22 protein-coding genes are annotated in these 24756 nt (G+C 60.2%); 13 read left to right on the plus strand and 9 right to left on the minus strand.

Features of this window, described 5'->3' with window-relative positions; genetic code table 11:
* Positions 1-275 precede the first annotated feature (275 nt).
* The 3 genes from A6U86_RS33465 to A6U86_RS33475 all read left to right on the plus strand — a co-directional run bounded on the left by A6U86_RS33465 (position 276) and on the right by A6U86_RS33475 (position 4338).
* Positions 276-1862: a trimethylamine methyltransferase family protein gene (locus A6U86_RS33465; RefSeq protein WP_068401237.1), complete on the plus strand. Its 1587-nt coding sequence runs from the start codon at positions 276-278 to the stop codon at positions 1860-1862.
* Positions 1863-2005: 143 nt separating this feature from the next.
* The gene (locus A6U86_RS33470; RefSeq protein WP_068401240.1) at positions 2006-2320 is read left to right on the plus strand and encodes a hypothetical protein; all 315 of its coding nucleotides are present in this window, start codon (positions 2006-2008) and stop codon (positions 2318-2320) included.
* A 323-nt stretch (positions 2321-2643) separates the two neighbouring features.
* Positions 2644-4338 (plus strand): DEAD/DEAH box helicase, encoded by a 1695-nt coding sequence (locus A6U86_RS33475; RefSeq protein ID WP_068401243.1) that lies wholly within the window; start codon positions 2644-2646, stop codon positions 4336-4338.
* Positions 4339-4409: 71 nt separating this feature from the next.
* Here the strand turns inward: A6U86_RS33475 and A6U86_RS33480 are convergent, their stop codons facing one another.
* The gene (locus tag A6U86_RS33480) at positions 4410-5303 is read right to left on the minus strand and encodes a DMT family transporter (protein ID WP_068401733.1); all 894 of its coding nucleotides are present in this window, start codon (positions 5301-5303) and stop codon (positions 4410-4412) included.
* 401 nt (positions 5304-5704) lie between these two features.
* Between A6U86_RS33480 and A6U86_RS33485 the strand changes: the two genes are divergently transcribed.
* The 4 genes from A6U86_RS33485 (at position 5705) to plsY (ending at position 9696) form a co-directional block, all read left to right on the plus strand.
* A complete protein-coding gene (locus tag A6U86_RS33485; RefSeq protein WP_068401246.1) occupies positions 5705-7114 on the plus strand; it encodes a circularly permuted type 2 ATP-grasp protein in 1410 nt (469 codons plus the stop codon).
* A gap of 7 nt (positions 7115-7121) precedes the next feature.
* A complete protein-coding gene (locus A6U86_RS33490; protein ID WP_068401249.1) occupies positions 7122-8063 on the plus strand; it encodes an alpha-E domain-containing protein in 942 nt (313 codons plus the stop codon).
* A gap of 12 nt (positions 8064-8075) precedes the next feature.
* Positions 8076-8900: a transglutaminase family protein gene (locus A6U86_RS33495; protein WP_068401252.1), complete on the plus strand. Its 825-nt coding sequence runs from the start codon at positions 8076-8078 to the stop codon at positions 8898-8900.
* Between the two features lie 130 nt (positions 8901-9030).
* The gene (gene plsY / locus A6U86_RS33500) at positions 9031-9696 is read left to right on the plus strand and encodes a glycerol-3-phosphate 1-O-acyltransferase PlsY (protein ID WP_068401255.1); all 666 of its coding nucleotides are present in this window, start codon (positions 9031-9033) and stop codon (positions 9694-9696) included.
* Positions 9697-9720: 24 nt separating this feature from the next.
* Here plsY and A6U86_RS33505 read toward each other — a convergent pair whose 3' ends face one another.
* The 7 genes from A6U86_RS33505 to chvE form a co-directional block, all read right to left on the minus strand.
* On the minus strand, positions 9721-11307 hold the full coding sequence (locus A6U86_RS33505) for a serine hydrolase (protein WP_244510150.1): 1587 nt from the start codon (positions 11305-11307) through the stop codon (positions 9721-9723).
* 306 nt (positions 11308-11613) lie between these two features.
* A complete protein-coding gene (araD, locus tag A6U86_RS33510) occupies positions 11614-13359 on the minus strand; it encodes an L-arabinonate dehydratase (protein ID WP_068401259.1) in 1746 nt (581 codons plus the stop codon).
* 64 nt (positions 13360-13423) lie between these two features.
* Positions 13424-14857: an aldehyde dehydrogenase family protein gene (locus A6U86_RS33515; RefSeq protein ID WP_068401262.1), complete on the minus strand. Its 1434-nt coding sequence runs from the start codon at positions 14855-14857 to the stop codon at positions 13424-13426.
* 66 nt (positions 14858-14923) lie between these two features.
* Positions 14924-15922 carry an AraD1 family protein gene (gene araD1, locus A6U86_RS33520; RefSeq protein ID WP_068401739.1) on the minus strand — a complete coding sequence of 333 codons (999 nt, stop codon included), beginning with the start codon at positions 15920-15922 and terminating at the stop codon, positions 14924-14926.
* A gap of 117 nt (positions 15923-16039) precedes the next feature.
* A complete protein-coding gene (gene mmsB, locus A6U86_RS33525) occupies positions 16040-17248 on the minus strand; it encodes a multiple monosaccharide ABC transporter permease (protein ID WP_068401265.1) in 1209 nt (402 codons plus the stop codon).
* Positions 17245-18783, minus strand: coding sequence for a multiple monosaccharide ABC transporter ATP-binding protein (gene mmsA, locus A6U86_RS33530; protein ID WP_068401268.1), 1539 nt, complete (start codon positions 18781-18783; stop codon positions 17245-17247). The genes mmsB and mmsA overlap by 4 nt, the downstream gene beginning before the upstream one ends.
* 105 nt (positions 18784-18888) lie before the next feature.
* Positions 18889-19953, minus strand: coding sequence for a multiple monosaccharide ABC transporter substrate-binding protein (gene chvE, locus A6U86_RS33535; RefSeq protein ID WP_068401271.1), 1065 nt, complete (start codon positions 19951-19953; stop codon positions 18889-18891).
* Between the two features lie 274 nt (positions 19954-20227).
* Here chvE and A6U86_RS33540 point away from each other — a divergent pair, with 274 nt between their 5' ends.
* The gene (locus A6U86_RS33540) at positions 20228-21235 is read left to right on the plus strand and encodes a LysR family transcriptional regulator (protein WP_068401742.1); all 1008 of its coding nucleotides are present in this window, start codon (positions 20228-20230) and stop codon (positions 21233-21235) included.
* Positions 21236-21310: 75 nt separating this feature from the next.
* A complete protein-coding gene (locus A6U86_RS33545; RefSeq protein WP_068401745.1) occupies positions 21311-21772 on the plus strand; it encodes a hypothetical protein in 462 nt (153 codons plus the stop codon).
* Here A6U86_RS33545 and A6U86_RS33550 read toward each other — a convergent pair whose 3' ends face one another.
* Positions 21773-22033: a hypothetical protein gene (locus A6U86_RS33550; RefSeq protein ID WP_068401274.1), complete on the minus strand. Its 261-nt coding sequence runs from the start codon at positions 22031-22033 to the stop codon at positions 21773-21775.
* A gap of 230 nt (positions 22034-22263) precedes the next feature.
* Between A6U86_RS33550 and iolG the strand changes: the two genes are divergently transcribed.
* The 4 genes from iolG (at position 22264) to A6U86_RS33570 (ending at position 24740) form a co-directional block, all read left to right on the plus strand.
* On the plus strand, positions 22264-23256 hold the full coding sequence (gene iolG / locus A6U86_RS33555; protein WP_068401277.1) for an inositol 2-dehydrogenase: 993 nt from the start codon (positions 22264-22266) through the stop codon (positions 23254-23256).
* A 145-nt stretch (positions 23257-23401) separates the two neighbouring features.
* Positions 23402-23716 carry a helix-turn-helix transcriptional regulator gene (locus A6U86_RS33560; RefSeq protein ID WP_068401279.1) on the plus strand — a complete coding sequence of 105 codons (315 nt, stop codon included), beginning with the start codon at positions 23402-23404 and terminating at the stop codon, positions 23714-23716.
* Positions 23713-24069 (plus strand): SRPBCC domain-containing protein, encoded by a 357-nt coding sequence (locus tag A6U86_RS33565; protein WP_068401282.1) that lies wholly within the window; start codon positions 23713-23715, stop codon positions 24067-24069. Before A6U86_RS33560 ends, A6U86_RS33565 begins: the two co-directional genes overlap by 4 nt.
* 47 nt (positions 24070-24116) lie before the next feature.
* Complete coding sequence (locus A6U86_RS33570) at positions 24117-24740, plus strand: ATP-dependent Clp protease proteolytic subunit (protein WP_068401285.1); 624 nt, start codon at positions 24117-24119, stop codon at positions 24738-24740.
* Positions 24741-24756: the final 16 nt, after the last annotated feature.

The raw sequence follows: 24756 nt of genomic DNA on the forward strand, positions 1-24756 counted from the left end.
GCGCGAAGTCTGTCTGCATGGGAATACATGAACTACCTCCTGGTCGTCCAAGTTTTCGTCCGCATCTCCCCGGATCAGATCTCAGCGGAAATCAACACAGAAACCATGGATCAGCTCTCCTGGGCTGACATTGTAACCATGATTAACCAACCCCGCAGCGTCGCGTTCAGACTACGGACTATCCTATAACGGTCATGTCTTGGTCGCAAACGACGACGGTATTCGCGCTCGATCTCTGCCAAGAATCCTCCAGCGGATAATCGGGAGTGAGTGCGATGAGCGACGAAGGAAACCTGGCCCTGGGCGAACTGGAAACAGCGGCGGTACCGGCCGAACGACGTCGGCGCGCCGGGGGACGAGGCGCAGAGCGCAGCCGCAAGCCGAGCAGTGCGAAGTATCTGAACCTGGTCAATAACCTCTCCCACACGGAGCTTCTGTCGCCCGAAGCCCTTGATGATATTCACAATGCGTCGCTGACCATTCTCGAAGAAATCGGCATGGATATCATCCTGCCGGAAGCGCGCGAGCGCATGAAGGCGGCCGGCGCCGATGTCACGCCGGGCAAGGAGCGCGTCCGCTTCGACCGCAACATGATCATGGAGTTGATCGCCTCCGCTCCCTCGACCTTCACCCTGCACGCCCGTAATCCCCTTAGAAATGTCGAGATCGGCGGCCGCAATCTCGTCTTCGCCCAGGTCGCCTCCGCCCCCTTCGTCGCCGATCGCGAAGGCGGCAGAAGAGCGGGCAATCAGGAAGATTTCCGCAAGCTGATCAAGCTTGCCCAGTCCTTCGACGTCATCCACATGACCGGCGGCTACCCCGTCGAACCGATCGATATCCATGCCTCGGTGCGCCATCTCGACTGCCTCTCCGACATCGTGAAACTCACGGACAAGGCGTTCCATTGCTATTCGCTCGGCCAGCAGCGTAATCTCGACGCGATCGAGATCGCTCGCATCGGCCGCGGCATCAGCATGGAGCAGATGGAGCGCGAGCCCTCGCTCTTCACCATCATCAACTCCTCCTCGCCGTTGCGCCTGGACGGGCCGATGCTGCAGGGCATCATCGAGATGTCGTCGCGAAACCAGGTCGTCGTCGTCACGCCCTTCACACTGGCGGGAGCCATGGCGCCGGTGACGATCGCCGGCGCGGTGGTGCAGCAAAATGCCGAGGCGCTGTGCGGCATCGCCTTCACCCAAATGGTGCGCAAGGGCGCGCCGGTCATGTATGGCGGCTTCACCTCGAATGTCGATATGAAGACGGGAGCACCGGCTTTCGGCACGCCGGAATATATGAAGGCCGTTATCTGCGGCGGCCAGCTCGCCCGCCGCTATGGCATCCCTTACCGGACTTCCAACACCAATGCCTCCAACACGCTCGACGCGCAGGCGGCCTACGAATCGGCGCTTTCTCTCTGGGCCATGACCCAGGGCGGCGGCAATTTCGTGCTGCATGCGGCCGGCTGGAGCGAAGGGGGCCTCACCGCCTCCTTCGAGAAGTTCATCCTCGATGTCGACATGCTGCAGATGGTCGCTGAATTCCTGAAGCCGCTGGATGTGAGCCAGGATGCCCTGGCGCTCGACGCCGTGCGCGATGTCGGCCCGGGAGGGCATTATTTCGGCACCGCGCATACGCTCGCGCGCTACGAGACCGCCTTCTATTCACCGATCCTCTCCGACTGGCGAAATTACGAGACCTGGACAGAGGCAGGGCGGCCCACAACCTACGATCATGCCAACCGCATCTTCAAGGAAACGCTTGCGCGTTACGAACAGCCGCCACTTGATCCCGCAGTCGAGGAAGAGCTCGACGCCTTTGTCGCCAGGCGCAAGAAAGAGGGCGGAGTTCCTACGGATTTCTAAAGGGAAATCAAAAGCTTACCTCATTTGATCATGAACGAAATTTAATGTTGCGGCCCTCTTTTTAGCCGCGAGTTCGCCCCGATTCCCGCGCACCGTGAGGCTCGGCTTCGGCTGGGAAGCCAGTGTTTGGGAAAGGGATGTCAATGTCTGTGCTTCGTAGTTTAACAACGGCCGGCTTGATCGCGCTGACACTCGGCAGCGCTGCCGCCGTAACCACCAACAATGCCGCCGCCTCCGAGCGCGGCGCCATCTTCGGCGGCCTTGCTGCCGGTATTGTCGGCGGCGCGCTCGCGGCCGAAGCAGTAAGGCCGGCATACCCGGCCTATTACCCTGCATACCCCGCTTATTATGCCGGCCCCGCCTATGAGCGCGTCTATGTGCGCCCCTATCCGAGCTGCTACTGGGCATGGCGTCACGATGGCTGGGGTCGCCCATATCGTGTCGAGGTCTGCCGCTAGAGTTTAGAGCGCGGCAACCCGCCTTCCGAAATTTCGGGATCAAGGATGCCGCCGGATTTCCGGCGGCATATGCACATCTATGAAGGAAAGCACCCGCCACCCCTTGACTTTGGTCGCGAATAAGACCAAATGCGCCTCAGCTTTCACCTTCCGGCCGCCGCGTGAGCGTGCCCTGCGGGACTTAGACGTACGCAAGAGAGGGACAAAAGCGCTTTATATAACGAGACCGCACCCAAGGCGGTCAGATGCGCTGGAAAGCTTTTTCCAACTTACAAGTTCCCACTTCACGCGGGGTTCTTGACGCCAGAGACAGACCGGACCGCATGGTGCGATCCGGCCTATTTGCTTTGGCGCCCCCGAAAGGTATTGAATTGACCGATTTTCACTCGCTTGGTCTTTCCAAGCAGATCGTCGATACGCTGTCGCAGAACAACTTCTCCACCCCGACGCCGATCCAGGCGCAGGCTATTCCGCTTGTTCTCCAGGGCCGCGATCTCGTCGGCCTCGCCCAGACCGGCACTGGCAAGACGGCCGCTTTCGGCCTGCCGATCATCGAAATGCTGTTGAAGGACGCCAAGCGCCCGGACAACCGCACCGTCCGCACGCTCATCCTCGCGCCGACCCGCGAACTGGTGAACCAGATCGCCGACAACCTGAAGCTCTTCGTCCGCAAGACGGCGCTCCGGATCAACGTCGTGGTCGGCGGCGCCTCGATCAACAAGCAGCAACTGCAGCTTGAGCGCGGCACCGACATTCTCGTCGCCACCCCAGGCCGTCTGCTCGACCTCATCAGCCGCCGCGCCCTGTCGCTCGGCCAGGTCAGCTACCTCGTCCTCGACGAAGCCGACCAGATGCTCGACCTCGGCTTCATCCACGATCTGCGCAAGATCTCGAAGATGGTCCCGGCCAAGCGCCAGACCATGCTGTTCTCGGCCACAATGCCGAAGGCGATCGCCGATCTCGCCGCCGACTACCTGACCAACCCGGTCAAGGTCGAAGTCTCGCCTCCCGGCAAGGCTGCCGACAAGGTGGAGCAGTATGTCCACTTCGTGTCCGGCCAGAACCACAAGACCGAGATCCTGAAAGAAACGATCTCCGCCAATCCGGATGGCCGCGCCATGGTGTTCCTGCGCACCAAGCACGGCGCCGAGAAGCTGATGAAGCATCTCGAGCACGTCGGCTTTGCCGCCGCCTCCATCCACGGCAACAAGAGCCAGGGTCAGCGCGAACGAGCCCTCAAGGGCTTCCGTGACGGCGAAATCCGCGTTCTCGTCGCCACCGACGTCGCCGCTCGTGGCATCGACATCCCCGGCGTTTCGCATGTCTACAACTACGACCTGCCTGAGGTGCCGGATGCCTACGTCCATCGTATCGGCCGCACCGCGCGCGCCGGCCGCGACGGCATCGCCATCGCCTTCTGCGCTCCGGACGAAATTCGCCTGCTGCGCGACATCGAGCGCCTGATGGGCATCGAAATTGCCGTCGCCAGCGGCGAAGCTCCTGCCGATCGCGCCCGTCCGACCCGTGGTAACAACCGTGGCGGCGGTCAAGGCCGTGGCGGTCAGGGCCAGGGTCGTGGTGGCGCAGGCCAGGGACGTGCGGAAGGCCGCCCGGCTCGCCCGGCCCGTCGTCCTCACCGCGAAGGTGAAGCCGGCGAAGGCCGCGCTCACAACGGCGAGCGCCAGGAGCGCCGTCCGCAGCGCGAAAACAACCGCAATGCCGACTTCCGTGGTCAGCGCCGCGACGAACGCACGCCGCGTCCGGAAGTGGACAACGACCTCGCTTCGACCTCGGATTTCCGTCCGGCCAAGAAGCCGCATCACAGCGGTCCGGCGAACGCCAATGGCGCAGCCCATGAAGCCGGTCAGCGCGGCCCTCGTCACGCTCACGGCCGCCCCACGGGTCGCCATGAAGACCGTGGCCAGAACGCCCAGGGCGAACAGCGCAACGATCGCGGCAACGGCGGCATGAAGCGCCGCGGCCCCGGCAATGGCGGCCAGCGTCGCGAACGTGCCTAATAAGATAAAAGCTGTACGATAAAACAGAAGGGGGGCCGATTGGCCCCCTTTTTTCATTTCATGATGACACCCTATTCCGGCACGATATCCGCCGTGCGCCGATTGGTGAGATAGACGCCAAGCACCACGACCGCCGTGCCGATGATGATCGGCAGCGTCAGCGGTTCGCCGAAGGCAATCGCTGCTTCGATGGCGACGGCGGGTGGCATCAGGTAGATCAGCGATGCCGCCCGCGAGACCTGTCCACGGCGGATCAGATAAAGCAACAGACCGACCGCACCCATCGACAGGCCGAAGACCGACCAGAGAAGCGAGAGGATTGCCGTCTGCGTGCCATCGAAACGCAATCCTTCGAATATGAAGGCCAGCGGCACGGTAACGATCAGCGCGCCGACATATTGCAGTGTCGCGATGGTCCTGAGATCGCCAGTCTGCAGGTGTCGCTTCTGGTAAAGCGTACCATAGGTCACCGATACCATCGCCAGCAGGTTGACGACGAGCGGAACCGCGGCCTGCCAGAGATCGGCGGTCCCCGACGTCAGCAGTTTTGGCGAGATGGCGATCGCGATGCCGACAAAGCCGAGCAGCAGACCGACGCGCTGGATGGGTTGTAGGCGTTCGTTGACGAGGAACGGCGCCGCCATCGCGGTCATCAGCGGCTGCAGGGCTGCGATGATGCCGGAAATTCCGGCCGGCACGCCCTGGGCGATCGCCCACCAGAGACCGGCCAGATAGATGCCGTGCAGGAAGATGCCGGAATAGATGGCCCGAAACACGCTCGACCAATCGCGCGGCCACCGCGCACCCGTGAACGAACAGAGCATGACGAATGCCAGAGCCGACAGGCTGTAGCGGATCATCAGAAAGGTGAACGGCCCAGAATGCTGCGAGGCATATTTGGCGACGATCCAGCCGGTGGACCAGAGAAGGACGAAGATCGCCGGCGCGAGTTTATCGAGGGACATGGAAAGCGGACCGATATGTGTTTGGCGCGTCGGAGCCGGAATCGGGATCGAACTCGGAATGTCGCGCGGAGGGGCAGAAGGCTGATAGCCGATGGCGACGGCACGGTCAAAATCCATCTGCTGAAAGCAGCCATCAATTTTTCTTCACCGGGCGGCGAACCACCGCTCCCTATGCTGGAGCTTCCGGTACCAGTGAAGTAGCCGGACCGCAAAAGAAGCAGATGCTCAAATTTTGATCCGCACATTGCGGCAATAACCGGCCAACAACAATTGCGTTAATCTTAAATGCCTGCAAATCCGGCATTTTCCGGCGCAGTGAAATTCGTACCGCCAACTGCGCATACTTCTTGCATTGTAAAAACCGTTGTATTCAAATGGGTAAAAACACGGGGACCGCGCCTTTGGCATTTGATGAAATGATTACTGCGGATGAAAGTCCGCGCGAACCTTACGAGAAATACTTCGAGTGGTACTCCGGCCAGGATAGAGGCCACCTCATTGCCAAATCCCGAGATGCGGAAAACATCTTCCGAAAAACGGGCATTACCTTCGCGGTCTACGGACACGCAGACTCCTCCGAAAAGCTCATCCCCTTCGACATCATCCCCCGCATCATATCAGGCAGCGAATGGCGCAAGCTCGCCCAGGGCATCGAACAGCGGGTCATCGCCCTCAACGCTTTCCTCTATGACATCTATCACAAGCAGGAAATCATCCGCGCCGGCCGTCTTCCGCGCGAGCTGATCGAGCGGAATGATGCCTTCCTGCCCGAGATGATCGGCTTTCGTCCTCCGGGCGGCGTCTATACCCATATCGTCGGCACCGACATCGTGCGCACCGGCGAAGACCAGTTCTACGTGCTCGAGGACAATGCCCGCACGCCGTCCGGTGTCAGCTATATGCTGGAAAACCGCGAAACGATGATGCAGATGTTCCCGGAGCTGTTCCACCAGAACAAGGTGCGGCGGGTCGAGGACTATCCGTTGCAGCTGCGCCAGAGCCTCGCCTCGCTCGCCCCTCCCGGCTGCAAGGGCAAGCCGCGCGTCGCCGTCCTGACGCCAGGCATCTACAATTCTGCCTATTACGAGCACTCCTTCCTCGCCGACATGATGGGCGTGGAACTGGTGGAAGGCTCGGATCTGCGCGTCATCGACGGCAAGGTGAAGATGCGCACCACGCGCGGCTACGAGGCCATCGACGTGCTCTATCGCCGCGTCGACGACGATTTCCTCGATCCCCTCACCTTCCGCGCGGATTCCGCACTCGGCATCCCCGGCATCATGGATGTCTATCGCGCCGGCCATATCACCATCGCCAATGCGCCGGGCACCGGCATTTCCGACGACAAGGCGATCTATTCCTACATGCCGGAGATCGTCGAATTCTACACCGGACGCAAGCCGATCCTCGAGAATGTGCCGACCTGGCGCTGTTCGGAGCCCGACAGCCTGAAATATGTGCTGGACAACCTCGCCGATCTCGTCGTCAAGGAAGTCCATGGCTCCGGCGGCTATGGCATGCTTGTGGGACCAACCGCCTCGAAGCGCGAGCGGACGGAATTTGCCGAGAAGCTGAAGAGCAGGCCGAACAACTACATCGCTCAGCCGACACTGTCGCTGTCGACCGTCCCGATCCTCGTCAACAAGGGCATCGCGCCACGCCATGTCGACCTGCGCCCCTATGTGCTGGTCTCCGACAAGGTGCGGATCATCCCCGGTGGCCTGACCCGCGTAGCCTTGAAGGAAGGCTCGCTGGTGGTCAATTCCAGCCAGGGCGGCGGCACCAAAGACACCTGGGTTCTGGAGGACTGAGACGGACATGCTTGGAAGAACCGCCAATGGCCTCTACTGGATGTTCCGTTACATCGAGCGAGCAGAAAACATAGCCCGCCTCGTCGACGCCGGTCAGCGCATGTCGCTGACGCGCAGCGACGCGGTGGATGACGATTGGGACGGCGTGCTGCAAAGCGCCGGCGTGCGCGACACCTATGACGAAGTGCACGGCAAGCTCACAGGAGCGGATGCGATCGATTACCTGATGCGTGATCGCTCCAATCCGTCGAGCGTCATGTCCTGCATCGAATATGGCCGCAACAATGCCCGCATGGTGCGCACGGCGCTGACCCGCGACACCTGGGAAGCGACCAACGAATGCTGGATCGAGCTGAAGGCGATGCTCGGCAAGCGCCTGAAAACCGCGGAACTGCCCGAGATGATCGACGTCATCAAGCGCCGTGCCGGGTTGATCCGTGGCGCCTTTCACGGCTCGATGCTGCGCAACGAGCTCTATAACTTCGCCCGCATGGGCACCTTCATCGAGCGCGCCGACAATACGGCCCGCATCCTCGACGTGAAATATTACGTCCTGCTGCCGTCCGTCTCCTATGTCGGCTCATCGCTCGACAACGCCCAATGGGAATCGATCCTGCGATCGGTCTCGGCGCACCGGGCTTACAAGTGGGCCTACGATCCCGAATATACGCCGGCCAACATCGCCGACTTCCTGATCCTCAACGGTCAGATGCCACGTTCACTGGCCTATTGTTATGAGAAGATCGTCGGCAACATCACCTTTCTGACCGCCGATTACGAGAAGCGGCTGCCGGCGCACGATACGGCGGAAGCCATTCGCCAGATGCTGCAGAAGCTCACGATCAAGAACATCATGGATCAGGGCCTGCATGAATTCCTGGAGGATTTCGTCCTGCGCAACAACAAGCTCGGCGCGGAAATTTCCGACGGCTACCGGTTCTATCAGTAAGCGGGCGACATCATGAAACTGACGATCAGCCACATCACCGAATATCGCTACGATGAACCGTCGCAATTCTCGCTGCAGCGCCTGCGCCTGACGCCGCTGACCGGCGCCGGCCAGACCGTTCTCGACTGGAAACTCACGGTCGAGGGCGCCCGTCCGGAAGTCGAGTACGACGACCAGTTCGCCAACCGCGTGACGCTCGTCTCGCTCGATGGCGAACAGGATTCGACCCGGATCGTCGCCACCGGCGAGATCGAAACGCAGGATCTCAACGGCGTCACCGGCCTGCACAGCGGCTTCGGCCCGCTCTGGCTCTTCCTGCGGGATACGCCACGCACCAAGGCCGGCAAGCTGACGAAGGAGATGCTGCGTGGTGTCTCCGGAGACAATGAACTCGGCAGAATGCACGCGCTGATGAGCGCTATCCATCAGACGGTGGAATACAGGCCCGGCACCAGCGACACGGAAACAACAGCCGAACAAGCGCTGGAAAAGAAGAGTGGCGTCTGCCAGGACCACGCCCATATCTTCATCGCCGCCGCCCGCGCATTGCGCATTCCGGCGCGCTACGTCTCCGGCTATCTGATGATGGAAGGCAAGAACGAGCAGGCCGCCACCCACGCCTGGGCCGAAGCCCATATTCCGGGCCTCGGCTGGGTCGGCTTCGACCCTGCCAATGACGTCTGTCCCGACGAGCGCTACGTCCGCATCGCCACCGGCCTCTGCTACCGCGACGCCGCCCCTGTCTCCGGCATGCGAGTCGGCCTGCCCGGCGAAAGTCTTTCGGTCAAGGTGACGGTCGCAAACCAGGGGCAGAGCCAGACTCAGAGTCAAAGCTGATTGCCAGCGAAGTTCGCGAGCAGGGAAAACTTCAGGCTTCGACCGTGACACGACAAAAAGCAGAATGGCCGTCGGCGACGTGGACGCTTAAGTGATCGTTGTCTGCAGATAGAACGCCGAGGTGGTTCCCATGCTTTTCTGGATCGCGAGTGTTTTTGGGTTGGCAATCGCCTACCTCTTAGGCTCCATCCCCACCGGCTATCTGGCTGGTAGGCTGCTCAAGGGCATCGATATCCGGGAACATGGATCGAGATCTACAGGGGCAACCAACGTACTGCGGACCCTGGGGAAATGGCCTGCCCTGGTGGTTCTCCTGGTGGATGTGTTGAAAGGCGCCGCGGCGGTTGTCTTTGCCCGTTGGTTTTATCCTTGGTTCTCTGCATCGCCGTCAGCCACGCTACCACCAGCGCTCGATCTGCAAATCTGGGTGCCTTGGGCTGTTTGTCTGGCCGGGCTCGCCGTGTTGCTGGGGCATAGCCGTCCGATCTGGCTGAATTTCAAAGGCGGAAAATCCGTCGCAACCGGGCTCGGCGTGGTGCTGGCTATATCCTGGCCTGTCGGTTTGGGTGCACTTGCGGTTTTTGGCGTGATGCTGGCTATTTTCCGGATTGTTTCCCTTGGTTCGATCCTCGCGGCGTTGACCGCGATTGCCCTCATCTGCGCCTTGGATCAGCCGTTGCCCTATCGCCTGCTGGTGATTGCCGGCGGCGTCTACGTGGTTGCACGCCACCACGCCAACATCCGGCGGCTACTGGCAGGGACCGAGCCACGCCTCGGGCAAACTAGCCCGTCTTAAACACCATCGCCGCCAACCGGACGCCTAGTTGGCTACCTGCTCGCCATCCACTGATATATCCTCGCCCTCACCCACAGCGACGGTGCGCAGAAAATGCAGCTTCCTGCCATTAAACGTCAGGACGAGTTTTTGTTGCTCGCCATATCCCAAAATCGGCACGTCGATGACGAAGGTCTGTGCATCGAGCCATGTTCCCTTGGCTTCGGTGATGTGGCCAATGGCAGGTTCGGAGGACTTCGGCGGCCCTTTGCGATAAAATCCATCCAGTCCGATCGGAAAGCTGTACCTGACCGATGAGCCAGCGGGATAGTACAACGAGAACTCGACATCGAAATGCGGGTGAGGCTGCGCCAGATCGAGCATGAACGACTTCAAACCAAACGCATTTTCCGACAATGCGTAGGTCTTTCCGGAGATCCCGGCTGCGATCTCGGGCGTTGGGTTGACGGGCGTCGGTTTTTCGACGGCAACGTCTCCGATGACATTGGCAAGCTGCGCCGCGGCACCCGGGTTCGACGATAGCGCCACATCGGACTTGGCCGCGCGTGAAACCGCATTGATGAGGGCCTTGTAGTCAACCTGCTTTCTAGCGGTGGTCACCACCACGGCATCCAGATCCGGAAACACCATGATCAACTGGCCATTCTTGCCATTCGCCATATAGGCGTGCCTGTCGGGAAAGACCCAAATGAAATTCGTATAGCTTTCGTTGGGATCGTCCGACGCATGCACATTGACAAGCCTGTGATCCAGAATATCCGCCCAGCCCGATGGAAGCAGTTGCTTTCCTTCCCATTCGCCATGCCGCAGATACAAGTAGCCGATCTTCGCCATGTCGCGCGGCAGCAGATAAAGCATCCCCTCGCCTTTTGAGAGGCCCTGGGGATCGCGCTCCCAATGCCAGTCAACAATGCCCAACGGCGCAAAAAGCCTTTCCCTCGCATAGTCCTCGGCGGGCTTGCCGGTCAGCCTGGTGATAACTGCCGAAATAATATCCGGGTTGCCGTTGCTATAGTTAAAAACCTCTCCCGGCGCGTGCGCCATGGGACGATCGAGAATGAACTGGGTCCAGTTGGAGCTTCGCGCCAGGTCGAACATCGTCTGCTGCTTGCCGCCTTCGAACCCCTGGTCCCAATCGAGCCCGGGGGTCATGTCCAAAAGATTCTGGACCGTGATGGCTTTCTTCCGGTCGTCGACATTCGCGATCTGGCGATCGGAGAAGAAATCCAGCACCGGATGATCGAGGCTATCGAGCCGGCCATCCTTATAGACCATCCCGAGAAGGGTGGCAGTGATCGCTTTCGTCGAAGAGAACAGGTTGTGCGAGATATCGCCGGTGTAGGGAGCGTAATAGGCCTCGGTGACAATCCGCCCGTGACGTACGACGAGGAGGCTGTCGAAGCTGTTGCGCGCGCCATAGGCGACGAGTTTGGCAAGAGCCGCCGAGTCCATACCCTGCTCTTCCGGCGTGGACGTCAGCCATTCCTTGGTCGGCAAGATTGATTGGCCCGCGTCCTGCGCGCCGGCTGGTGCCGGGCCAAGATATGCCAGCAGAGCGCATAGGCTCAGTATCGCGCTCAAAACCAAGCGCGTTTTGACTTGCATGCCCATGATAGTCTCCGACTACACAAAGACTACCCCCTCGCGCGGGCGACTATATCACGCGGCAATTACCGTGGAAGTGAATAGAAGTGGATTTTTGGCGCATCGTGATGCTACGGCACGCCACCGACAGACAGTTGGAAAATCCCGGTCTTTGCAACAAAATCAATGACTCTGAAGTGCCAGACGCTTGCCGCTGCAAAAAACAAACGCAACGTTCGAAGCCATGCGATCAATTTCTCGAGCAAGAGATATTCGCGCACGATAAAGGGGCGGAATTTCCGTCCCGCCCCTCTAAAATTCCAGACGTCAATCTCAGTGGCTGTCGCGATTGTTCGGGATTTCCGAGCCGCGCGGGCCGACGAGGAAGTCGAGGTCGGCGCCGGTGTCGGCCTGCATGACCGACTTCACGTAGAGACCGCCGTAACCGCCATTGAGCGGCTTGACCGGGGAAACCCAGGCCGCGCGGCGCTTGGCCATTTCCTCGTCCGAGATCTCGAGCTGGATCGTGCGGGCTGGAACGTCGACAGCGATGATGTCCCCGTTCTGGACGAGCGCCAGCGGTCCGCCATCGGCGGCTTCCGGAGCGGTGTGCAAGATGACGGTGCCGTAGGCGGTGCCCGACATGCGTGCATCGGAAATGCGGATCATGTCGGTGATCCCCTTCTTCAGCACCTTCGGCGGCAGACCCATATTGCCGACTTCGGCCATGCCCGGATAACCCTTCGGGCCGCAATATTTGAGAACCATGATGCAGTTCTCGTCGATATCGAGATCGTCACGGTTGATGCGGGCGTGATAGTCCTCGATGCTCTCAAAGACCACGGCGCGGCCCTTGTGCTGCATCAGATGCGGCGAAGCAGCTGACGGCTTCAACACAGCACCCTTTGGCGCGAGATTGCCGCGCAGGACCGCAATACCGCCCGACTGGGTCAGCGCCTTCTCTCTGGGAACGATGACGTCGTCATTGTAGTTGACGACATCCTTGACGCCGGCCCAGATGCTTTCGCCTGTCACGGTGATCGCATCCTTGTGCAGCAGGCCCATCTCTCCCACAGCCTTGATGACGACGGGCAGGCCGCCGGCATAGTAGAACTCTTCCATCAGGTGCTTGCCCGAGGGCTGCAGGTTGACGATCGTCGGCACTTCGCGGCCGAGGCGATCCCAATCATCGAGCGAAAGATCGACGCCGATGCGGCCGGCAAGCGCGAGGAGGTGCAGCACGGCATTTGTGGAGCCGCCGACGGCGCCATTGACGCGGATGGCGTTCTCGAAGGCTTCCTTGGTCAGGATGTCAGAGGGCTTCAAATCTTCCTTGACCATGTCGACGATGCGGCGGCCTGACAGCTGCGAGATGACGCGACGGCGCGCATCGACGGCCGGGATGGCGGCATTGCCCGGCAAAGTCATGCCGAGAGCTTCGGCCATCGACGCCATGGTCGAGGCCGTACCCATGGTCATACAGCTGCCGGCAGAACGGGCCATGCCCTGCTCCGCATCCATGAACTCGTCCAGCGACATCTCACCGGACTTGACCATTTCCGAGAACTGCCAGATCGCCGTGCCCGAACCGACATCCTTGCCGCGCCACTTGCCGTTCAGCATCGGACCGCCGGAGACGAGAATGACGGGGATATCGACGGAGGCAGCGCCCATCAGCAGGCTCGGCGTGGTCTTGTCGCAGCCACCGAGCAGCACGACGCCATCGACCGGATTGCCGCGGATCGCTTCTTCGACGTCCATGGCCGCGAGGTTGCGGAACATCATGGCCGTCGGGCGCAGCGTGCTTTCGCCGACGGAGAAGACCGGGAATTCGACGGGGAAACCGCCCGCTTCATAAACGCCGCGCTTCACGCGCTCTGCAAGATCGCGCAGATGCGCGTTGCAGGGCGTAAGCTCCGACCAGGTATTACAGATGCCGATAATCGGACGGCCGTCGAACGTATCGGCCGGCAGACCCTGGTTCTTCATCCAGGAGCGGTGCATGATCGCGTTCTTGCCAGTGCCGCCGAACCAGTCGTAGGATCGCAGCTTGCGCGGCCATTCAGCTTTCTTTTTCATAGTCTCAGGTACCTTTTGCGTCGCCCGGGCCGCCTCGTCGCGCCCGGGCCTTGAAAGTCGATCGTCAGGCCAGCGTGTAGGCGGTCTTGACGGTGGTGAAGAATTCGGCGGCATATTTGCCCTGCTCGCGCGGACCGAAGGACGAGCCCTTGCGGCCGCCGAATGGCACGTGGAAGTCGACACCGGCCGTCGGCAGGTTGACCATCACCATGCCCGCTTCCGCATTGCGCTTGAAATGCGTCGCATGCTTCAGGCTCGTCGTGGCAATGCCGGAAGACAAGCCGAACGGCGTGTCGTTGGCGACAGCGAGCGCCTCGTCGTAATCCCTGACGCGGATGACGGAGGCAACCGGTCCGAAGATCTCTTCGCGGCTGATGCGCATCTCGTTCGTCGCTTCGGTGAAGAGCGTCGGCTGCAGGTAGAAGCCGGGCGTGTCGCGGCTGATGAGCTCGCCGCCGAAGGCAAGCCTGGCGCCTTCCTGTTTGCCGATCTCGATATAGTCGGTGTCGGTCTTCAGCTGCTTGGCATCGACGACCGGGCCGATATGGGTGCCCGACTTCATGGCATTGTCGACGTTGAGCGTCTTCAGTCTCTCCGTCAGCGCCGCCACGAACCTGTCGTGAATGCCCTCGGTCACGATCAGGCGCGACGAGGCCGTGCAGCGCTGGCCGGTCGAGAAGAAGGCGGAGTTGGCAGCCGCCTCGACAGCCACCGTCAGGTCGGCATCGTCAAGCACGACCATCGGGTTCTTGCCGCCCATTTCGAGCTGGTACTTGCGGCCATGCTCGACGGAAGACAGTGCGACGTGTTTTCCCGTGCCGACCGAGCCGGTGAAGGTGAGACCCGACAGAACCGGGCTATCGAGCATCGCCTGGCCGACGACCGAGCCCTTGCCCATGACGAGGTTCAGCACGCCCTTCGGCAGGCCGGCGCGATGGAGGATATCGACGATCGCCCAGGAGCAGCCGGGCACGAGATCGGCCGGCTTGAAGACGATGGTGTTGCCGTAGCAGAGCGCCGGCGCGATCTTCCAGGCCGGGATGGCGATCGGGAAATTCCAGGGCGTGATGATGCCGATGACGCCGAGCGGCTCGCGGGTGATCTCGACGCCGATGTTAGGACGCACCGAGGGAAGTACCTCGCCTGCGAGGCGCAGCGCCTCGCCGGCGAAGAAGTCGAAGATCTGCGCGGCGCGGATGGTCTCGCCGATCGCTTCCGGCAGCGTCTTGCCCTCTTCGCGGGCGAGCAGCGCGCCGAGTTCGTCCTTGCGGGCCAGGATCTCGTCGCTGGTCTTCCTCAGGATGGAATGACGCTCGAGAATACCGGAGCGGGACCATGCGGGGAATGCGGCCTTGGCGGCAGCAATCGCATCGGCAACATCCTGCACGCTGGCGCTGGCATAGAGGCCGACAACCTCGTTGGTGTCGGACGGGTTGATGTTTTCGGCACCGGCGGAACCGGTCCACTCGCCGGCGATCAGATTCTGATGAATGGTCATGGCGTCATGCCTTCCTGGGTCGTGTTGGAAATGCCCGGCCTATCCCTGTGGCCGGGCTTCGACGAATTACAGCTGGCGAACAGCCACTTCCTCTTCGGCGGCAACCGCCAGCGGATTGCGCAACGGCAGGCCGAACTCCGCGACTTCGATCTCGAACACATCGCCCGCTTCCGGCTTGATCCCCTCGGCAAAGGAGAGCGTCGCCGTGCCGAACATATGCACATGTACATCGCCGGGGGCGCGGAACAGTCCGTATTTGAAGTGGTGGTATTCGAGGTTTGCGAAGGTATGCGACATGTTCGCCTCGCCCGAAAGGAACGGCTTTTCGAAGATCACCTTGTCGCCGCGCTTGATGCGCGATTTGCCGCGAATATCCTCCGGCGCCGCGCCAATGCGGATTTCCGGACCGAAGCTTGCCGGGCGCAGCTTGGAATGGGCAAGGTAGAGATAGTTGATCCGCTCGGTAACGTGATCGGAGAATTCGTTCGACAGCGCAAAGCCGATGCGGAACGGCGAGCCGTCCTTGGCGATGACATAGATACCGGCCATTTCAGGCTCTTCACCACCATCGAGCGCAAAGGAAGGCGATACCAGTGCTGCACCCGGTGCTGCGGCGCCATAGCCGTTGCCTTTGTAGAACCATTCCGGCTGCACGCCCTTCTCACCGTCCTTAGGCTTGCCGCCCTCAATGCCCATCTTGAACATCTTCATGGAGTCGGTCAGCGTCTCTTCAGCAGCTTCCGTGGTCTTCTTGTGCATGGAGTCGCGCGTCGCGGCCGAGCCGAGATGCGTGAGACCCGTGCCCGTCAGATGCAGGTGGGCAGCGTCCGGATGCGTAATCGGCGGTAGAAAGCGACCTTCGGCATAGATCTTTTCCAGATCGATCGCTTCGCCAAGACCATGCGCCTCGATGACGGATGCCAGCGACTTGCCGCTATCGGCGGCTTCCAGGGCAAGCTTGTAGACGCTGCCGCCATTGACGACAGCCTTGGCAATTTCGCCTGGTCCGTTGCGGACCGCCACGACGATCTCGCCGTTCGAACCCTTGATCTGCGAGATGAGCATGTCTTTCATCCTTTCCTATCAGACAGAGAACGGATGCAGTTTACCGTTCCGGCTCTCAGCGAGAGCCGGACTCTGTCATGGATTTGGTTTTAAAGTTTCGGCCGGTCGCTTGAGCGATCAGCCCTTGTTCTTATTGTAGACGTCGATGAACACGGCAGCGAGCAACACGGCGCCCTTGATCATCTTCTGCGAATCCGTCTGGTAGCCGAGGATCGACATGCCCTGGTTCAAGACACCCATGATCAAGGCGCCGATGACGGCACCCGTCACCTTGCCGACGCCGCCGGAAGCAGACGCGCCGCCGATGAAGCAGGCCGCGATCACGTCGAGCTCAAGACCGTCACCGCCCTTGGCGGTTGCCGAATTCAGGCGCGTGGCGATGATGATGCCGGCGATGCTGGCAAGAATGCCCATGTTGATGAAGGTGTAGAACGTCAGGCGGCGGGTATCGATGCCCGAGAGCTTCGTCGCCTTTTCATTGCCGCCCATCGCATAGATGCGACGGCCGATCGTGGTGCGCTGCGTAGCGAAGGCATAGAGCGCGATCAGCAGCAGCATGAGGATCAGAACGTTCGGCAGGCCTCTATAGGAAGAAATCTGGTAGCCGATGAAGATGGCCGCAGCTGCAACCACCAGATTCTGGCCGACAAAGAAGCTGAACGGCTCGACATCGATACCATGCTTCTCGTTCACGCTGCGGCGGCGCCACGACAGGAAGAACATAACGATCGGGATGGCGACGGTCAGCAAGATCGACGTCGAGTGAATGCCACCCATATCCGTAAAGTCAGGAATGAAGCCGGTCGCGACGATCTGGAACGCCGGCGGGAACGGGCCGATACTGCTGCCGTTGCCGGTCGTGTTGATGATCGCATAGGTCAGTCCGCGGAAAACCAGCATGCCTGACAGTGTCACGATGAACGACGGAATGCGGTGATAGGCGATGAAATATCCATGCCAGGCGCCGACCGCGGCCCCCATCAGAAGACAAATGACCGTCGCGAGCGCTAGGTTCATGTGCATCTGCACGACCAGAACGCCGGCCACGGCACCGACGAAGCCGACGACGGAACCCACCGACAGATCGATATGTCCCGCCACGATAACAAGCAGCATGCCCAGCGCCATGATGACGATGAACGAGTTCTGTAGAACGAGGTTGGTCAGGTTCTGCGGCCTGAACAGCACGCCGCCGGTCAGCCACTGGAACAACAGCATGATCACCACGAGCGCGATCAACATGCCGTATTCGCGAATATTGTTGCGGATATGATCGCCAACGGAGACGACGTGGCTTGTTTCCGTGGCTGGGTTGGCCGAACTCATTGATGCTTCTCCCCTGAGCGCATGATAGCGCGCATGATGCTCTCCTGGCTCGCCTCTGCCTTTGGCAGTTCGGCGACGATGCGACCCTCGTTCATGACGTAGATGCGGTCGCAAGTGCCGAGAAGCTCGGGCATTTCCGATGAAATCATCAGAACGCCCTTTCCGTCGGCGGCAAGCTGGTTGATGATGGAATAGATTTCGTATTTTGCGCCGACGTCGATGCCGCGCGTGGGCTCATCAAGGATGAGCACGTCCGGATCGGAGAACAGCCACTTCGACAGCACCACCTTCTGCTGGTTGCCGCCGGACAGGTTGCCCGCCTCCTGGAAGACGCCCGCCGAGCGAATGCGCAGCTTGGAACGATAGTTCGTCGCCACCTGCAGCTCCCGCACGTCGTCGATGACGGTCGCCTTGGAAACACCAAGAAGATTGGCAAGCGTCGTATTGTGCAGAATGCTGTTCGACAGGACGAGACCGAGTTGCTTGCGGTCTTCGGTCACATAGGCAAGACCGGCGTCGATCGCCTTGCGCACGGTGCTGGTGTCGACAAGCTTGCCTTCGAGGAAGACTTCGCCGCTGACCTTGTGGCCGTAGGACTTGCCGAACACGCTCATGGCGAATTCCGTGCGTCCCGCCCCCATCAGGCCGGCGATGCCGACAACTTCGCCCTTGCGCACATGGACGTTGATGTCGTGCAGGATCTGGCGATCGCGATGCTGCTGGTGAAAGGCGTTCCAGTTCTTCACTTCGAAGATCGTCTCGCCGATCGGAACCGAGCGCGGCGGATAGCGGTCGGCCAGCTCGCGGCCCACCATGTTGCGGATGATGATGTCTTCGCTGATCTCTTCCTCGTGACAGTTCAGCGTCTTCACCGTCTTGCCGTCGCGCAGCACCGTGATCTCGTCAGCCACCTTGCGCACTTCGTTGAGCTTGTGCGTGATGATGATCGAGGTGATGCCCTGATTGCGGAACTCGATGAGGAGATTGAGGAGCGCATCGGAATCGCTTTCGTTGAGCGATGCCGTCGGCTCGTCGAGAATGAGCAGCTTGACGCTCTTCGACAGGGCCTTGGCGATCTCGACGAGCTGCTGCTTGCCGACGCCGATATCGGTCACGAGCGTATTCGGAGATTCCTTGAGGCCCACTTTGGAAAGGAGCTGCTTGGTGCGGGTGAAGGTTTCCTGCCAATTGATCATGCCATTGGCGACGACCTCATTGCCCAGGAAAATATTCTCGGCAATCGACAGCAGCGGCACGAGCGCCAGCTCCTGGTGAATGATGATAATGCCGATTTCTTCGGAGTCCTTGATGGTCTTGAACTGGCGGACCGCGCCGTCATAGTAAATGTCGCCGTCATAGCTGCCAGCCGGGTAGACGCCCGAAAGCACCTTCATCAGGGTGGACTTGCCGGCCCCGTTTTCCCCAACCAAAGCATGAATTTCGCCCTGACGGACCTTCAGATTGACATTTTCCAAAGCGTTCACACCGGGGAACGACTTGGTAATGCTCCGCATTTCGAGGATGGTATTGTCCATTGTCTGTATCCAACGCCGCGACCGAACATAGCAGACCGGGCGATCGTCTTAAATATCAGAGTCAGGGCTCGCTTTTCGGCGAGCCCTGACCGGTATATCGGAAAATTACTTCAGCTGGTCAGCCTTGTAGTAACCGCCCTCTACGAGAATCTTCTCATAGTTGGTCTTGTCAACTGCGACCGGGGTCAGCAGGTAGGACGGAACAACCTTGACGCCGTTGTCGTAGGTCTTGGTGTCGTTGACTTCAGGCGTCTTGCCTTCCATCAGAGCGTTGACCATGTCGACGGTGACCTTTGCGAGGTCACGGGTGTCCTTGAAGATCGTGGAGTGCTGTTCGCCAGCGATGATGGACTTGACCGAAGGAATTTCGGAGTCCTGGCCGGTGACGACAGGCAGCTTCACGCCGCCGGTACCGTAGCCAACGCCCTTGAGCGAGGAGAGGATACCGATGGAGAGACCGTCATAAGGAGACAGAACGGCGTCGACGTGAGCGTCGGTGTAGTAGGCCGAGAGGAGGTTATCCATACGAGCCTGGGCCGTTGCCGGGTCCCAACGCAGCGTGCCGACCTTGTCCATGCCCATCTGGCCAGACTTTACGACGAGCTTGCCGCTGTCGATGTAAGGCTTCAGAACCGACATTGCGCCGTCGTAGAAGAAGAAGGCGTTGTTGTCGTCAGGCGAACCGCCGAACAGTTCGATGTTGAACGGGCCCTTGCCGTCCTTGAGGCCGAGAGCATCGACGATCGAGCCAGCCTGGAGAACGCCGACCTTGAAGTTGTCGAAGGTAGCATAGTAGTCGACATTGCCGCTGTTGCGGATCAGGCGGTCATAGGCAATGACCTTGATGCCGGCATCATGAGCCTTCTGCAGAACGTCGGACAGCGTCGTGCCGTCGATCGAAGCGACGACGAGAACCTTGTCACCCTTGGTGACCATGTTTTCGATCTGCGAAAGCTGGTTCGGAATGTCGTCATCGCCATACTGCAGGTCGGTGCCGTAACCGGCAGCCTGGAGCTGCTTGACGATGTTGTTGCCGTCATCGATCCAGCGGGCCGAAGCCTTGGTCGGCATTGCGATACCAACCGTGCCCTTGTCAGCTGCGAAAGCAGGCGTGACGAGCGTAGCGACGCCGAGCGCAGCGCCGGCCATCAATGAGATAATGGATTTCATTACTCTCTCCCTTGTTGTTAATATCGCGGACGAAAAAACGCCCGCCCGAAACTGCGGCAGGTTCCGTAGAAGGAATGCTTTACTTCCGATTGTGAGAAACGAAGTAGGTCTCCTCCACGCTCTCACGTGTTATGATCTGCAACCAGCGCACGATCGGCAAACTCGTACGATTTCGTATAACTGTCAAATAGAATAACTGGCAAAACATATACCAGGTTTGGTATAATGTTAAAAAATAGTACTTTTTTGCCGACGAATGGGAAAATTGGCCGTCATGGAGAAAATATATAACGATTATTTCAGCGAAGGCATTGAGATTCATTCCGACAATTTTCGCGACGACACGCTGCTGAAAGCCGGTCTGAAACTGAACCACCTGCGCATGATCGTCACGATCGAGGATCACGGACAGATTTCGGCGGCCGCCGAGACCATGAACATGTCACAACCTGCGGCTTCGCGCATGCTTTCCGAAATGGAGTCGATCGTCAAAAGTCCGCTTTACGAGCGAGTCGCCCGCGGCGTCGTGCTGACCCCTTTCGGCCTTGCTCTGGCCAAGCGTGCGCGAAAGATCCTGCTGGAGTTGCGCGAGGCCGGACGCGAGCTTGGCGCCTTGCGCACCGGCAAGGGTGGCGCGGTCTTCCTCGGCGCCGTCACCGCCCCGGCCATCAGCCTTGTCGTGCCGGCGATCCAGCGGGTGACGCGCGCCTATCCCGGTATCGAGATCAACATCGAAGTCGAGAACAGCAATGTCCTGGCGCGCGAGCTTCTGGCCGCCCGCCACGATTTCATCATCAGCCGCATCCCCGATGACCTCGACCCGCGCCTTTTCCTGGCCCATGAGATCGGTGTGGAAAAGGCCTGCCTCGTGGTGCGCAACGGGCATCCGCTGCTCGCAAAGGGCGTTGCAAGCCTAGAGGACCTCGCCGGTTACGACTGGGTCTTCCAGCCGCCGGGCACATTGCTCCGCCGCAAGGTGGAAGACATCTTCCTGACCGCCGGCGTGCCGCTGCCGGAAAACGTCGTCAATACCTCATCCTTGCTGCTGACCCTTGCCGTGGTGTGCAAGACGGATGCGATCGCCCCCATCGCGCTCGACATGGCGCAATTCATATGCGGGCAGTCGTCGCAGGCCGGCGAATCCAGCATTCTGCCGATCGATTTCGATATCGATGTCAGGCCCTACAGCCTCATCACCGCTCGCGAGCGCGCCATGCCACCAAGCGCCAGGCTGCTGCACGACATGATCCTGGAAGAGAGCAAGAACCTCTCCTTGCTATAGAGCACGCCCGCGAAATTGGGCGCCACAAGCTCCACGCCAACTCCCGCTCCTATGGAAATGGGCCTGGAGGCTGGAATGCTGTTCAAGCAATCATTATTTCAATCCGTGCTCGACCGACTCGATTCCGAAGAGGAAACCTCGGAAGACGAGGAGTCTGCTCATCGAATCCGCGGCTTGAATGTCAGCTTTGCGGCAACGGTGCTTGGCGGCGAGACGCCCGAGGCGTATCGGGCTGACGCGGCCTACCGTGACAATCTTGGCGATCCGATCACCCAGCCCGAACCGGAACCTGCGCCGAAAGAGCCGGAGCCGCCCGTCATGCCGGCGCATCTGTCGCGGACCTCGCGGGAAGACGTGGCGGCAGACCTGGCGATCACCTCGGACACAAGCCTTCATGCTCTCCACGAAAAACGCCGCAACTTCGCCAAGGCCAACCACCCTGACCGCGTGGAGCCGCCCTTCCGTGAGCAGGCGACCACCCGCATGACACTCGCCAATCAACTGATCGACGAAGCCATACGCCGCCTCACGCGATGATCATTTCTTCTCGTCGATTGGCGTGTCGTCTTCGTCGGCATCGTCCTGCGGCGGTGCTTCGACATTTGCCGCAGGCGGCTGCGGCTTGAAATTCAAAAGCAGCATCCAGGCTGCGTAGGCCCCCAGCGCACCGGACAGCATGGCCCAGAAGGGTTGCGAGCCGAGCGTTTCGACGCCCGCCCACCCAAAACAGACAGCAACGATCAGAATCCGCACCCAAAGCGGCTTGTAGATGGGATGGCTGGGATCGATCAGTTGCATGGGTCTCTTTTGCCTGTTCAAGAAAACCTGTCTTAGCGCATGATCGGGAAAACTGTGAAGCGGTTTGAATAAAATAAGGTGGCGTGGGCAAATTCCGGATAAGGCGGTATGCCATTATCATTTTCGGAATTGTGAAGAACAGGCGGCTTGACGCCGCCCTTAGAAGATGGAATGAAAATTCCATATAGATCATCATTCGGTTTATTTATTTCGAATCCAGGGAGGTAAAAATGACTGTCAGATTTGGACTGCTGGGTGCGGGCCGTATCGGTAAGGTGCATGCGAAGGCCGTCAGCGGTGACGCCAACGCCAAGCTCGTCGCGGTTGCGGATGCATTTCCGGCGGCTGCCGAAGCGATCTCCGCTGCCTATGGCTGCGAAGTGCGCACCATCGAGGCGATCGAAGCGGCCAAGGATATCGACGCCGTCGTGATCTGCACGCCGACCGACACCCATGCCGACCTCATCGAGCGCTTCTCCCGCGCCGGCAAGGCGGTCTTCTGCGAAAAACCCGTCGATCTCGACGCTGCCCGCGTTGAAGCCTGCATCAAGGTTGTGGAGCAAACCAAGGGCAAGCTGATGGTTGGCTTCAACCGCCGCTTCGACCCGCATTTCATGGCAGTCAAGAAGGCGATCGACGAAGGCCGCATCGGCACTGTCGAAATGGTGACGATCACCTCGCGTGATCCGGGCGCCCCGCCCGTCGACTATATCAAGCGTTCCGGCGGCATATTCCGCGACATGACCATCCATGATTTCGACATGGCCCGCTTCCTGCTCGGTGAGGAGCCTGTGGCCGTCACCGCGACCGCCGCCGTGCTGGTCGACAAGGCGATTGGCGAAGCCGGCGACTACGACAGCGTTTCCGTCATCCTCCAGACGGCATCCGGCAAGCAGGCGATCATCTCCAACTCCCGCCGCGCCACCTACGGCTACGATCAGCGCATCGAAATCCACGGCTCGAAGGGAATGGTCGCGGCTGAAAACCAGCGCCCCTTCTCGATCGAAGTCGCCAATGGCGACGGCTACACCCGCCCGCCGCTGCATGATTTCTTCATGACCCGCTATACCGAAGCCTATGCCAACGAAATCGCCAGCTTTATCACCGCTGTCGAAAAGGGCGGCACCATAACACCATCCGGCGCCGACGGCCTCGCAGCTCTGAAGCTGGCGGATGCGGCCCTGCAATCGGTCAAGGAAGGCCGGCTGGTGAAAGTCGGTTGAGCCAGGGCTTGGCCCCGCTCCAAACATGCATAATCGCAAAAGCCCGTCGCAAATCGTTTGCGGCGGGCTTTTCTATTGATCCTGCCTGCTGGATTTCGAACGAATAGCTCTTGCAAATCACATAAGCGCATGCTTATCTGTCTCCATGATCGAAAATGAGATATTCCGAGCTTTGGCGGACCCCACCCGTCGCGCGATCTTCGAGAAGCTGGCGACAGGCGGCATGAACGCCAGCACCCTGCGTGAGGGCATGGAGATCAGCCAGCCGGCGATGTCCCAGCACCTCTCCGTTCTGCGCGGTGCCGGTCTCGTCAGGGAAGAGCGACAGGGGCGCTTCGTGAACTATCAGGTCGATCCGGAAGGATTGGCGCTGATCGCCCAATGGCTGGCGATATATCGTGCCTACTGGCCCGCGCGCATGGAAGCTCTCAAGGTCTTGCTGAAGGATATGGATCAATGAACGACGGAAAGACCGAAAAACGCGAACACGACATCGAGCTCGAATACGACTTCGACGAACCGCCGCAAAAGGTCTGGCGCGCCATCAGCATCCCCGAATTTCGGGAAAGCTGGCTGCCGGGCGACGCTCTGGCCGATCCTGAAGCGACCTCGATCACGCCCGGCCAGGAAGTTCGCTACCGGATGAGGGACAATGCCCCGCCATTCCTTGAAAGTACCGTGACGTTCACCGTTACCCCGAACTCATCAGGCGGAACGAGCTTGCGAATCAGCCACAGGCTTACCGACGCAAGGTTCGACCGGATGACGGGCGCCGCGGCAAACAGCAACGGCCCGCTCATGCTCGCCGCCTGACGCGACGAAGCTCTCACACGACAATTCTGAAAGATTGGAGTTCGCCAATGCGCGAAGCGATGCAACTCGTCCCCATGGTCGTAGAACAATCCACCAGCGGGGAAAGGTCCTTCGACATCTATTCCCGGCTTCTGCGCGAGCGGATCATCTTCCTCAATGGCGAGGTGAACGATGCCGTCTCGGCCCTGGTCTGCGCACAGCTGCTGTTTCTCGAGGCGGAAAATCCGAAAAAACCGATCAGCCTTTATGTCAATTCGCCGGGCGGCGTCGTCACCAGCGGCCTTGCCATGTACGACACCATGCGCCACATCCGTGCGCCGGTGCACACGCTGTGCATGGGGACCGCCCGCTCGATGGGATCCTTCCTGCTAATGGCAGGCGAACCGGGCGAGCGCACCGCCCTGCCCAATGCCAGCATACACATCCATCAGCCCCTGGGTGGCTTCCAGGGCCAGGCCTCCGACATGCTCATCCACGCCGAGGAAATCAAGCGCACCAAACACCGCATGACGCGACTTTACGCCGAGCATTGCGGCCGCTCGTATGAGGAATTCGAGCGCGCCATGGACCGGGATTACTTCATGACGGCGGAAGAGGCATTGGAATGGGGCCTCATCGACCGCATCCTGCATGTTCGCAAGGAAGAGCAGACCGAGGCTCTGGCGAATTGATCGCAATGGCGGCCGC

The sequence above is a fragment of the Rhizobium sp. AC27/96 genome, from assembly GCF_001692325.1.
GTDB lineage: Bacteria > Pseudomonadota > Alphaproteobacteria > Rhizobiales > Rhizobiaceae > Rhizobium.